We start from the raw sequence: 12,290 nt of genomic DNA, 5'->3' as shown, positions 1-12,290 counted from the left end.
AAGGATTTCAGCATGCTTACTGTAAAAGCCTGCGGCCTGGCCGCGTTTGCCGTCCTGAGCGTCTGTTCACTCAACGTTCTGGCCGATGAAAACACTGCACTGCAAGACGGTCACGAGTACATGTTGACCACCAATTACCCGAACAACCTGCACGTCATCGACCTGGCCACCGACACCTTGTTCAAGACCTGCAAGATGCCGGATGCCTTTGGTCCCGGCACCGTGCAGTTGTCGCCGGATCGCAAGACCGCCTACGTGTTGAACAACCACTACGCGGATGTCTACGGCGTCGAGCTGGACAGCTGCAAACAGGTGTTCCACGCCAGCATCACCCAGAAACCGGGGGAGAAAGCGAAGTCGATGTTCGCTTTCACCCTCAGTCATGACGGCAAGGAACTGTTCGCCATCGCCAACCCGACGTTGATGCTCAACGACCGTTACGAAGTGCAGCAGCCTCGACTGGATGTCTACGCCACCGACACCGGCATGGACGCCAAACCCGTGCGCAGTTTCCCGGCACCACGGCAGCTGACCATCATGCAGAGTGGCGACGACGGCACGCTGTATGTGGCGGGGGCGGATGTCTACAAGGTTGATGTGAACACCGGCAAGTTCGACGTACTGATCCCCAGCCGTCACTGGAAACGCCCGAACTACAGCGCGCCGGACGTGCTCTACGTGTGGAACCAGCAGACCTATCGCCATGATTTTTCGCTGCTCTACACCACCGCGAAATTCAAGGACAAGAAGCAGGACCCGTTGACCGCCGAGTACCTCTACGGGCTGTTCAGCATCGACCTGAAAACCGGCAAGACCGAAACCACCGACTTCGGCCCTCTGACGGAAATCTACTTCAGCGGCATGCGCTCGCCCAAGGACCCGAACCTGATGTTCGGCGTGCTCAACCGCTTGGCCAAGTACGACATCAAGCAGAAGAAAATGCTCCAGGCGGCGACGCTGGATCATTCCTACTACTGCATTTCCTTCAATAAGGACGGCAGCAAGATCTACCTGGCGGGGACGTTTAATGACGTGGCGATCTTTGATCCGGAGAGCATGAAACAGATTGGCAGCATCAAGTTGCCGGGTGGGGATATGGCGATCACGACTGCGCAGATATTTGTCCGGTAATCCCGGCGTCTGAAAAGACGCCTTCGCGGGCAAGCCTCGCTCCTACAGGTTTGAGTCGTTCGCCGTGTTGTGAACGACTCAACTCTGTAGGAGCGAGGCTTGCCCGCGAAGAGGCCCTCAAGCACACCAAAGCATCAAGCCCCCGGCACCGGGCAACTCAAATCCCCCTCCTGACACTTCAAGTAATTCTTGAACGTCTCAACCCGCGCCTTGGTCAATTCAGTGATGCAATTGCTGTAGATCAGCGGATACACACTTCCACCCTCCACCCCGGCGCTCGAGAACTTGCACTCGGCATCCCGAAACGCCACCCACGCTCGCTGTGCGCCGATCAGCAGTTTTTTGCTGTCAGGGTTGCTCTTCAAACGCGTGGTGATCTGCTGGTACAGCGCATTCAACTCCTTGTCGGCAGCCTTGTTCTGCTGCGCCGCGCACTGATTCATCGTGGTCTGATCGGTGGCATTTTCGCAGTCCACGGCATGGGCGAGGGTGCTGAACAGCAGAGGCGTCAGCGCCAGGAAAAAGCGTGGGTGCATGGTGTTTCTCGCTATGACATGAAAAGTTGACGTGCAGTGTAGCGCTGCGGCGTGATCAGTCATCTATGCCTGCCATTCAGGGTGTTTTTCAATCGCCTCATATTCAAGCCAGGGCACGTCATGAGATGTCCAGATATGCGCTTGAGGCGTCATTTTCGGGTCAACATCCAACGTCGCTACACGCACGATAACGTGGGGCTGGGCCAAACGTTCTGCCACCAAGTGTGAGCCACACACCGAACAGAAATGCCGAAACTTGCCCGGCGACGATTCATAGCTGCTGAGCCGGTCCTGGCCTTTGGTCCAGCGAAAGTGTCCGCGCAGGACCCCGGCAGTCGAAGCGAACGCCGCCGCATGGGCCTTGCGACAGGTTTGGCAGTGGCAATGACTGATGGGCATGTCGAGGCTATCGAGTTCGTATTCGATGGCTTTGCACAAGCAGCTACCGTGCAGGCTATTCATGATATTTCCCCGTGAGAATGAGTGGGTGTGGGGGCCGATCTTCTTGTCTGATGGGCAAACGTTAGCAGCTTCAGGTCGCCGACTCTTGCCTTCAAATCCGTGCTACGGGTCAAAAAGTCAGCCGAATATTTCACACAGGGTTGATTGCAAAGCCCGATTGATACAACTTTAGGGTTGGTCTTGTGGTCTTACAGGCCTACTGTTCATTACAGGAGGTGACATATGAACCCAGCATCAGATCGCATCGAAAGGAAGATCCTGTTAAAAGCGCCGCGTTCGCATGTCTGGCGCGTGCTGGCCAATGCCGAAGCCTTTGGGCAGTGGTTTGGCGTGGCACTGGAGGGCAAGCGTTTTGTCGCCGGTGAGTGGACTCAGGGGCAGATTACGTACCCCGGTTATGAGCATTTGCTGTGGAATGTACTGGTTGAGCGGGTCGAGCCGGAGCGGGTGTTTTCGTTTCGCTGGCATCCGTATGCGGTGGAGCCCGACATGGACTACTCCCAGGAGCCCACCACGCTGGTGCTGTTCGAGCTTGAAGACATGGACAACGGCACTTTACTCAAGGTCACCGAGTCCGGTTTCGATCACATTCCGCAGACGCGCCGGCTCAAGGCGTTCCGCATGGACAGCCGGGGCTGGGATGAACAGATGAGCAACATCGAAGAGTTTCTGAAAACCAGCGCCAAGGCACGCGAGCGTCAGGAAGAGTGAGCGCTGCATGTTTGAGCCCTGGTTAACGCGCTGGGAGCTGGTGCCGGACGGCGAGCCGATCATCACGCCCGGCAGTCGCTTGCTGCCGGTGCGCATGGGTGATGTGCCGGCGATGCTGAAAATCGCCGTCGATACCGACGAAAAGTTCGGCAACCGGCTGATGACTTGGTGGGGAGGCGAGGGCGCTGCCCGCGTCTACGCCCATGAAGATGACGGGTTGTTGATCGAGCGTGCCATGGGGCAGCGGTCATTGATGGACATGGCGCTCAACGGCCAGGACGACGAAGCCAGCCAGATCCTGTGTGCGGCATTGGCGCGGCTGCATGCGCCGCGACCTTCGTCACCCCCTCCGCTGGTGCCATTGGCGCCATGGTTCAAGTCGCTGCGTCTGGCGGCCGAACAGCATGGCGACCCTTATTCCGTGAGCCTCGCCGCTGCCGAAGCCTTGCTGGCCGAGCCGCAGGACGTCGTGGTGCTGCACGGCGATGTTCATCATGACAATGTTCTCGATTTCGGCCCGCGAGGCTGGTTGGCCATCGATCCGAAACGGGTGATCGGTGAACGCGGTTTCGACTACGCCAACATTATCTGCAATCCCGAACTGCCCACGGCGACGGATCCGCTGCGCTTTCAGCAGCAAGTCGCAATGGTGGCACAAGCCGCCGGACTTGAGCGTCGGCGATTGCTGCAATGGGTGCTGGCGTTTGCCGGATTGTCGGCGGCCTGGTTTCTCGAGGATGACGATGCCCTGGCTGCTCAACGTCAGCTGCAGGTCGCGGAACTCGCGGCTTCCATGCTCGACACCTTACGCGTCTAAGGGTTTTCGGAAGGGGTGGTATAGCGAATGTCTTACATGTAATGGTAACTATGTCGCCTATTACAGATTGGATCCGATGCGTAATCTAGCCTCATCAACTGAAGCACAGGAAGTGCCTCAGGATCACGGACGATCGACCATCAGCAAGGAACGCTACCGACAGGGAGTCGACATGGTCTTGGGAAAACCCGCTTCGGCGGGTTTTTTTTCGTCTATCGAAAAGCGCTGGCATATTTTCACCCTGTAGCAGCTGCCGAAGGCTGCGTTCGGCTGCGAAGCAGTCGTAAAAACAGACACTGCGGTGCTTCTGACATACCGTGTTTATAGGGTTACGACTGCTTCGCAGCCGAACGCAGCCTTCGGCAGCTGCTACAGGGGAGAGGTTTTGTGGCTTAAATGGTCAAAGGCTTACGCTGGGGCGCTGGTATGTCCTCTGTTTACCCTTAACCGATGTGGTTAATCTGGATCCATCAACTGAGTCGCAGGATGCACTCAGGATCACGGATGATCGACCATAGGCCAGGATGGCTGCTGACAGGATGTCGCAATGGTCTTGAGAAACCCGCTTAGGCGGGTTTTTTTTCGCCCGGAATAAAGCACCAACACCGACCCTGTAGCAGCTGGCGAAGCCTGCGTTCGGCTGCGTAGCAGTCGTAAACCCAGAGCACACGTTTTCCTGATACACCGCGTGTGCTGATTTTTACGACTGCTGCGCAGCCGAACGCAGGCTTCGCCAGCTGCTACGGGGTTCGCGTTGTGGCTTAGCGGTCTAGTTTCGCGGCTACTCGCTCGGTGATTTCCGAGCGCAATTTCAACGACCCTGCGGAGCGTTTGCGTGCTTCCTCCAGCACGCCGACCGGCGCTGTCTCGGGGCTGCCCGAAGTAAACGGTGGCGCCGGAGCGTATTCCAGCTGCAACTGCACCAGTTCTGCAGTGTCCTTATCGAACAACTCTGCAGCCAGGGTCAGGGCAAAATCGATCCCTGCGGTAATTCCGCCCCCCGTCAGCAGATTGCCGTCGCGCACCACCCGATCCTTAACCGGAGTTGCCCCCAACGGCGCCAACAGTTCGTGATAGGCCCAATGAGTGGTGGCGCGTTTGCCCTTCAGCAGACCCGCCGCGCCGAGCACCAGCGCGCCGGTGCAGACCGACGTGACGTAACGTGCATTGGCTGCCTGAATCTTGATGAAGGCCAGCGTCTCGTCATCCTCCATCAATGGCCCTACGCCGCTGCCGCCGGGTATGCAAATCACATCCAGCGCCGGGCAATCGGCGAAGGTGGTGGTGGGTTTCAGTACCAGGCCGGTGCTCGCGGTGACCGGCACCAGGTCCTTCCAGATCAAATGCACTTTCACGTCCGGCAGTGAGGCCAGTACGTCGTAAGGGCCGGTCAAGTCCAGTTGCTGAACCTGTGGAAACAACAGAAAACCGATCTGCAACGTCATGGCTTTTTTTCTCATGAAGTGGGTGGACGACTTCACTGTAGACTCGTAGGATTTGGCGTATACGCCAATATCCCCACGAATTACGCCAATGATGCCTAAGACCATTCACGTGCTCGCGTTTGCCAATGTGCAACTGCTCGATGTAACCGGGCCATTGCAAGTGTTTGCCTCGGCCAACGATATCTCACGCCAGCAAGGGCTGGCGCTGCCTTATGCACCGACGGTGATTGCTAGTGGCGGCGGGGCGGTGATGTCGTCGGCGGGGCTGGCTCTGCTGGCTGAACCGTTACCCGAGGAGGGCAGCGACACCTTGATTATCGCCGGTGGCTGGGGTGTTTATACGGCGGCGGACGATCAGTCGCTGGTGGCGTGGGTGCGTGAACATGCGACGGATTGTCGGCGAGTGGCGTCGGTGTGCACCGGGGCGTTTTTGCTCGCGGCCAGTGGCTGGCTCGATGGGCGTCGGGTGGTCACGCACTGGACCCGTTGCGATCAGTTGGCGCAGAAGCATCCAAAACTGCAGGTCGAACCCAACCCGATTTTCATCAACGACGGCCCGGTGTGGACCTCGGCCGGGGTCACCGCCGGTATTGACCTGGCGCTGGCCATGGTCGAAGAAGACCTCGGTCGCAGCATGGCCCTGGAAGTGGCACGGCAATTGGTGGTTTTCCTCAAGCGGCCCGGTGGCCAGTCGCAGTTCAGCGTGACCCTGTCGCTACAGAAAGAAGGCAACCGTTTCGACGATCTGCATGCCTGGATCAGCGAAAACCTCACCCTGGATCTGGGCATCCCGACCCTTGCCCTGCAGGCCGGCATGAGCGAGCGCAGCTTCGTCCGCCACTACCGCGCCGACACCGGCCAGACCCCGGCGCGGGCCATCGAATTGATTCGGGTCGAGACAGCGCGCCGGTTGCTCAGCGATACCGGCGTGCCGATCAAACGGGTGGCGATGCAATGCGGATTCGGCAGCGAAGAAACCCTGCGCCGCAGTTTTCTACGGGCCATGGGCGTAACGCCGCAAGCCTATCGCGAGCGGTTTTCCGTCAGCCTTCCAGCAGATCCAGTAATGCTTTGACCGTCGCCGTCGGGGCCTCTTCGGGAATGTTATGCCCCACGCCCGCCAGCATTCGGCGCTCATAAGGACCGGTGAAATGCTCGATGTCGTCGTCGAATTCGGCTGCGGGCCCTACGCCATCGTCGGCGCCGCACAGGGAAATCGTCGGCACGCTGATCGGCGGTTGTTGGCTGAGCGCTTGTTCCATCCACTCCAGCGCCGGGTCGCCGGGCGCATACATGAACCGGTGGCGATAGGACTGGATCACCACGTCGACAAAATCCGGGTTGTCGAAGGCAGGAGCGCTAAGTGGATACAACTCAGGCCCCTTGGCCCAGGTGGGTGACCACAACTTCCACAGTAATTCGCACAAGGCCCGGCGATTGTTCGTCAGGCCTTCGACACCGCGCGGTGTGTGGAAATAGAACTGATACCACAGGCGGTGCTCGGTTTCCGGGTCTCGCGGCTGGATTGATTTTGGAATGTTCTGAAGGTTGTAGCCGTCACCGGTAACCAGGCAACGGACCCGCTCCGGCCACAGCGCCGCGACGATGCACGCTGCCCGACCGCCCCAGTCATATCCGCAGAGGGCGGCTTGTTTGATGGAGAGGCCGTCCATCAGATCGAGCAAATCCTGGGCGAGCGCGGCTTGTTGGCCGGAGCGCAGGGTGTCGGGGCTGATGAAGCGGGTCGGGCCATAACCGCGCAGGTACGGGACGATCACGCGATAGCCCTTTGCGGCAAGGACTGGGGCGATTTCATCGTAGGCGCGGGGGGAGTAGGGGAAGCCGTGGAGCAGGATGACCGGATCGCCGGTGGCGGGGCCGTGTTCTTCGTAGGCGAGCGTCAAACAGGATGTTTGAGTGGTTTTGATGGGGTAGCCGGTCACGACAAACTCCAGGAGTTGTTGGCATTCTAAAATGCCGGACGATGACTTCATTAAGCGATTTCAGCTGTCACGCATTACTTGTAGCAGCTGGCGAAGCCTGCGTTCGGCTGCGCAGCAGGCGTGAAACCAGGCAACGCGGTGTATCAGGAACCCGTGTGCACAGGGTTGACGACTGCTGCGCAGCCGAACGCAGGCTTCGCCAGCTGCTACAGGGGGGTGCGTTTTACTCCCGGGTCCTTGCCGCGCCGCTACCGCAGCGCAACGAATATCAGGTTTCAACTTCCGCCATCTGATTGAAGTATTTCGATCGATCCGGCGTGAACGTCACCACCATCTTGGTCCGTGAACAGGTCCACGCCCGCTCTTCAGCCAAATCTACATCCAGATCATCCCCGCGCAACCCTTGCCACTGGGCGAGGTATTTGAGGGAACCGTACTTTTCGAGTTTCTTCAGGCTGCGGCTGACGCCACCTGTCCAGCCCAGCACCGGCAGTTCGCCGGCAAGGCACTGTTGCGCGAGGTCGGGAAAGCGGGCGGCGCGTTGGCGGCCTATTTCCCAGCATTTGATCAGGCCCTTGTCGTCGGCTTCCCACAGTTCATCGCGGTTCAGGCCTGAGCGCAATGGGGTGTCGATGCTGCGGTGGATGTGCTGGGTCATTCGGGTTCCTTGAATTCGGGTTTTCTTGGGCAGCTCCGCTGCACCCGTTGTCCGTCGATGGTAGGGGGGGATTTGAGGGCTGGCAACAAGGGATTACGGGGTGGCAGTGCAGGGCATTCACGGGTTTTGTTTAATTGTTGTAGGTAGAGATTCAGCCTGTTGGTCTTGTGGGTGGCTGATGGTCCCATCGCGGGCAAGCCCGCTCCCACAGGGTTTGGTGGTGTTCACACAATTGTGTTTACACCGAGAATCCATGTGGGAGCGGGCTTGCCCGCGATTGAGGCGACGCGGTCTCAAGGCTGCCAGAAATTCTTCTCCCCACTCAATTTCCGATCGAGAAAACTCGCCGCGCTGATCAGTGCCAGGTGCGTCAACGCCTGCGGTGTATTCCCCAGATGCCGGGCGTGACTGTCCAGCTCTTCGGCATACAAACCCAGCGGGTTGGCGTACCTCAACAGCTGTTCAAACTCCAGATGAGCCTTTTCCACCTGACCCGCCCGGGCCAGGCATTCGACGTACCAGAACGAACATGCGGCGAAGGCGCCTTCGGTGCCGGGCAGGCCGTCGATGCGGGTGTCATCGTTGCGATAGCGGTACACCATGCCGTCGCGCACCAGGGTTTTTTCGATGACTTGCAGGGTGGCGAGCCAGCGCGGGTCCTTGGCGCTGACGAAGCGCACCAGTGGCATCAACAGCATCGAGCCGTCGAGCGCGGTGCCGCCCTTGTACTGAACGAAATGCCCGCGTTCTTCGTTCCAGAAGTTTTCCCAGATGTCGACGTAGATCGCCTGCCGCGTCTGGTCCCAGCGGGCGAAAGGCGCGGGCAATGAACGTTTGGACGCCAGGCGAATGGCCCGGTCCACGGCGACCCAGCACATCAGTCGCGAGTGCAGGAAGTCGTGCTCTTCGCCGCGCATTTCCCAGATGCCAACGTCCTTTTGCTCCCAGGTTTCGCAGACCTGATCGACCACTTCCACCGCATGTTTCCAGCCTTCATGGGAGATGGCCTCGCCGTATTTGTTGACCAGGTACACCGCGTCCATCAGCTCGCCAAAGATGTCGAGCTGGATCTGATCGTAGGCCTGGTTGCCGATGCGCACGGGTGTTGCGCCGCCATGGCCGGACAGGTGCGGCAGTTCGGTTTCCGGCAACTCCTGACGGCCGTCGATGGCGTAGAGGATGTTCAGTTTCTTCGATTTGCCCTGGCAGTCGCTGACCCGCCCGCGCAGCCAGCGCATGTAGGCGTTGGCTTCCTCGACGAAACCCAGACGCATGAAGGCGTAGACGGTGAACGAGGCGTCGCGGATCCAGGTGTAGCGGTAATCCCAGTTGCGTTCGCCGCCCGGTGTTTCCGGCAGGCCGAAGGTCGCGGCGGCGAGGATCGCACCGTGTTTGCGCGAGGTCAGCAGCTTCAAGGCCAGGGCCGAACGATTGACCATTTCCCGCCAGCGACCCCGGTAGTTGGACTGGCCGATCCAGTCGCGCCAGAACTTCAGCGTGCGTTCCAGGCTCAGCGTGGCAGCGCCGGTCTTGAAGCGTGGGTCGTCGATGCCGCCGAGCAGGAACTCAGCGCTCTGGTCTTGATCGAGGGTGAACTCGGCAATCGCCGCGTTGCCGTCGATGCTCAAGGATTGATCCGAAGACAGGCGCAGCGAGGGCTGATCGGCGGCCGCAAAGGTCACGTCCTGTTCATCCATGCGTGCGCGGGTCTTGGCCCGAGCGTAGTCATGGCGCACGGCGCAGCGCATGCGAAACGTCGCCTGGCCGCTGACCACGCGCACCCGGCGGATCAGCATGGGTAAATCGTCCTCAGTGTCGCCGATGGGCAGCAGGTCGGTGACCTCGACCACCGCGCGATCGCTGAGCCAGCGGGTTTGCAGGACGTTGGTGTCGGGCAGGTAAATCTGTTCGCGACGGGCGTCGGGCAAGTCCGGCGACAGTTGGAAGATACCGGCCTCGGGGGTGTCCAGCAGCGAACAGAAGATCGACGGGCTGTCGAATTCGGGCCAGCAGAAAAAGTCCACGCTGCCCTTGTCGTTGACCAGTGCCGCGCTGCGCATGTCGCCGATGATGCCGTGGGCGTCGATGGCGCTTTGTCGTTCGGGGTGATGATCGTGGGAATTCTGCATGAAGGGTGAAGCCTTGCGTCGAGGGCCTAATTAGCTGACTGGTTTGGACGGTGGAGAGTTCATTTGTCGGAACGAGCACAGTGGCTTTGCTGGCCTCATCGCGGGCAAGCCCGCTCCCACAATTGTTTGTGTACGCCGCTCAACTGTGGGAGCGGGCTTGCCCGCGATGGGATCTTCACATTCCACCAACAATTGGCGGCTTCCCTCGCGATCAGCCTTTGTGGACACTTGCAGGCCATTGTCGAGACCCACACCCCATGGCAAACCCCTACCGCGAATTATTCAACGCCCCAGGCAGCGGAGCCTTTGTGCTGGCCGGGATGATCGCGCGCATGCCGATTTCCATGACCGGCATCGGCCTGATCACCATGCTCTCGCAGTTACAGGGTGGCTACGGACTGGCCGGCGCGGTGGCGGCGACGTTTGCCCTGGCCACGGCATTTTGTGCGCCGCAGGTTTCCCGGCTGGTCGATCGTTTTGGTCAGCGGCGGATTTTGCCGGTGTCGGCGCTGCTTGGCGGCGGGGCGTTGCTGATGGTGTTGCTCTGCACGCGCTTGCAGGCGCCGAACTGGTCGTTGTTTGTATTCGCCGCGCTGGCCGGTTGCATGCCGAGCATGTCGGCGATGGTGCGGGCGCGTTGGACCGAGGTGTATCGCGGTCAGCCTCAACTGCAAACTGCCTATGCGCTGGAATCGGTGCTGGACGAGGTGTGCTTTATCGTCGGGCCGCCGCTGTCGGTGGGCTTGTGCGTGGTGGCGTTCCCCGAGGCCGGGCCGTTGGCGGCGTTGCTGATGCTGGCGATCGGGGTCACCACGTTTGTCTTGCAGCGCGGCACCGAGCCACCGGTGCATCCGCATGAAGAGCACCATCAACGCTCGATCATTCGTTCGGTCGAGATTCAGTTGCTGATGCTGTTGATGGTCGCCATGGGCCCCATCGTCGGCGTGGTGGATGTGGTCAGCGTGGCTTTCGCCCAGCAGCAAGGGCAACCGGCGGCGGCGAGCATTGTGCTGTCGGTGTACGCCATCGGCTCGTGCCTGGCCGGGCTGGCGTTCGGGGCATTGCGTTCGAAAGTGCCGTTGCCGCGATTGTTTCTGTACGGCGGAGTAGCGACGGCGGTGACCACGTTGCCGTTGCTGCTGGCGGCGAACATTCTCGGGCTGTCGCTGGCGGTGTTCGTCGCGGGACTGTTTTTTGCGCCGACGTTGATCGTGGCAATGGCGCTGGGGGAGCAAATCGTACCGCCGGCCAAACTCACCGAAGGCCTGACCTGGCTGGTCACCGGGTTGAGCATCGGCGTGGCGATCGGCGCGGCGAGTTCCGGGGGGCTGGTGGATGCGTTGGGCGCGCGCAGCGGGGTTTGGGTGGCGATTGCCGCCGGGGCCGTGGTCCTCGGTTCTGCCCTGCAAAGCTATCGCCATTTGAAATAGAGAACCATTGTGGGAGCGGGCTTGCCCGCGATGACGGAGTGTCATTTAACAATGATGGTGCCTGACACACCGTTATCGCGGGCAAGTCGGATCGCCGCACCGCCGCTCCCACAGGGATCTCCATTCAACTAATTATTGTTGTGCCTCATACGTTCTCTTATACAGACAACTTTCGAGGTAAACCCGGTGACCCAGCTGACTTTGCTCTGCCTGCCCTATTCGGGCGCGAGTGCCATGGTCTACAGCCGCTGGCGGCGCAAACTGCCGGAGTGGCTCAAGCTGCAGCCGTTAGAACTGCCGGGCCGTGGCGCGCGGTTTGGCGAACCGTTGCACACCGACATGCGGCGTCTGGCGCTGCAACTGGCCCACGAACAAAAAGCCACGCTCAAGGCGCCATACGCGATGTTCGGCCATAGCCTGGGCGCGTTGCTCGCCTGTGAACTGGCCCATGCCTTGCGCTCGCTGGGTGGCCCGGAACCGGTGGCGCTGTTCGCCTCGGGCACGGCGGCGCCGACGATGCGGGCCGACTACGACCGGGGTTTCGCCGAGCCGAAAACCGACGCCGAACTGATCGAGCAATTGCGCACCCTCAACGGCACCAGCGAGGAAGTCCTGGCCAACGAAGAGCTGATGAGCCTGACGCTGCCGGTGCTGCGCGCGGATTTTCTGCTGTGCGGGCGTTTCGAACCGCAGCAGCGCCCATTGCTCAAGTGCCCGGTGCATGTGCTCGGCGGCAAGGCTGACCGCGCCACCACCGAGCAATTGATCGGCTGGCGCAAGGAAACCCACGGCAGTTTCTCCGTGGACATGCTCGCGGGCGGGCACTTCTTTATCCATGAGCATGAAGCCAAGGTGCTGCGGGTGATCAAGGATCAGCTTGAGGTTCATCATCGGCGCCATGGCTTGATGGCCGTCAGCTAACAGATCTCAACCATCACACACCCCCTGTAGGAGCTGGCTTGCCAGCGAAGAGGCCATGACGGGCAACATTGATGTTGGCTGTCAGGCCGCCTTCGCTGGCAAGCCCG

12 protein-coding genes are annotated in these 12,290 nt (G+C 60.2%); 6 read left to right on the top strand and 6 right to left on the bottom strand.

What is annotated here, in order from left to right; genetic code table 11:
• Positions 1–12 precede the first annotated feature (12 nt).
• On the top strand, positions 13–1,131 hold the full coding sequence (gene peaD / locus AEQ67_RS28105; protein WP_059407017.1) for a quinohemoprotein amine dehydrogenase subunit beta: 1,119 nt from the start codon (positions 13–15) through the stop codon (positions 1,129–1,131).
• A 134-nt stretch (positions 1,132–1,265) separates the two neighbouring features.
• Here the strand turns inward: peaD and AEQ67_RS28100 are convergent, their stop codons facing one another.
• Together AEQ67_RS28100 and AEQ67_RS28095 are read right to left on the bottom strand one after the other, a co-directional pair.
• Complete coding sequence (locus AEQ67_RS28100) at positions 1,266–1,667, bottom strand: lysozyme inhibitor LprI family protein (RefSeq protein WP_059407016.1); 402 nt, start codon at positions 1,665–1,667, stop codon at positions 1,266–1,268.
• A gap of 63 nt (positions 1,668–1,730) precedes the next feature.
• Entirely contained in the window at positions 1,731–2,129 is a 399-nt protein-coding gene (locus AEQ67_RS28095; protein WP_059407015.1) for a GFA family protein, read from the bottom strand.
• Positions 2,130–2,351: 222 nt separating this feature from the next.
• Here AEQ67_RS28095 and AEQ67_RS28090 point away from each other — a divergent pair, with 222 nt between their 5' ends.
• Both AEQ67_RS28090 and AEQ67_RS28085 read left to right on the top strand, forming a co-directional pair.
• Positions 2,352–2,840, top strand: coding sequence for an SRPBCC family protein (locus AEQ67_RS28090; protein WP_059407014.1), 489 nt, complete (start codon positions 2,352–2,354; stop codon positions 2,838–2,840).
• 7 nt (positions 2,841–2,847) lie between these two features.
• Positions 2,848–3,657, top strand: a complete 810-nt coding sequence (locus tag AEQ67_RS28085; RefSeq protein WP_059407013.1) for an aminoglycoside phosphotransferase family protein — start codon at positions 2,848–2,850, stop codon at positions 3,655–3,657.
• 761 nt (positions 3,658–4,418) lie between these two features.
• Here AEQ67_RS28085 and inhA read toward each other — a convergent pair.
• Positions 4,419–5,102 carry an isonitrile hydratase gene (gene inhA / locus AEQ67_RS28080; RefSeq protein ID WP_059407012.1) on the bottom strand — a complete coding sequence of 228 codons (684 nt, stop codon included), beginning with the start codon at positions 5,100–5,102 and terminating at the stop codon, positions 4,419–4,421.
• A 91-nt stretch (positions 5,103–5,193) separates the two neighbouring features.
• Here inhA and AEQ67_RS28075 point away from each other — a divergent pair, with 91 nt between their 5' ends.
• Positions 5,194–6,177, top strand: a complete 984-nt coding sequence (locus tag AEQ67_RS28075; protein WP_059407047.1) for a GlxA family transcriptional regulator — start codon at positions 5,194–5,196, stop codon at positions 6,175–6,177.
• Here AEQ67_RS28075 and AEQ67_RS28070 read toward each other — a convergent pair.
• The 3 genes from AEQ67_RS28070 to AEQ67_RS28060 all read right to left on the bottom strand — a co-directional run bounded on the left by AEQ67_RS28070 (position 6,146) and on the right by AEQ67_RS28060 (position 9,832).
• A complete protein-coding gene (locus AEQ67_RS28070) occupies positions 6,146–7,045 on the bottom strand; it encodes an alpha/beta fold hydrolase (protein ID WP_236710410.1) in 900 nt (299 codons plus the stop codon). The genes AEQ67_RS28075 and AEQ67_RS28070 overlap by 32 nt on opposite strands.
• A 268-nt stretch (positions 7,046–7,313) precedes the next feature.
• Positions 7,314–7,703: a hypothetical protein gene (locus AEQ67_RS28065; protein ID WP_059407011.1), complete on the bottom strand. Its 390-nt coding sequence runs from the start codon at positions 7,701–7,703 to the stop codon at positions 7,314–7,316.
• A 293-nt stretch (positions 7,704–7,996) separates the two neighbouring features.
• On the bottom strand, positions 7,997–9,832 hold the full coding sequence (locus AEQ67_RS28060) for a glycoside hydrolase family 15 protein (RefSeq protein WP_059407010.1): 1,836 nt from the start codon (positions 9,830–9,832) through the stop codon (positions 7,997–7,999).
• A gap of 257 nt (positions 9,833–10,089) precedes the next feature.
• On the opposite strand from AEQ67_RS28060, the gene AEQ67_RS28055 reads away from it, so the two are divergent.
• Positions 10,090–11,262: an MFS transporter gene (locus tag AEQ67_RS28055; RefSeq protein WP_059407009.1), complete on the top strand. Its 1,173-nt coding sequence runs from the start codon at positions 10,090–10,092 to the stop codon at positions 11,260–11,262.
• A 186-nt stretch (positions 11,263–11,448) separates the two neighbouring features.
• Positions 11,449–12,183, top strand: coding sequence for a thioesterase II family protein (locus AEQ67_RS28050; RefSeq protein WP_059407008.1), 735 nt, complete (start codon positions 11,449–11,451; stop codon positions 12,181–12,183).
• The last annotated feature ends 107 nt before the right edge of the window (positions 12,184–12,290 follow it).

This window comes from Pseudomonas sp. RIT-PI-q (assembly GCF_001297125.1).
In the GTDB taxonomy this organism is placed as follows: domain Bacteria; phylum Pseudomonadota; class Gammaproteobacteria; order Pseudomonadales; family Pseudomonadaceae; genus Aquipseudomonas.
The sequence above is the reverse complement of the archived record's forward strand: the minus strand, read 5'-3'. Positions and strand labels throughout refer to the sequence as shown.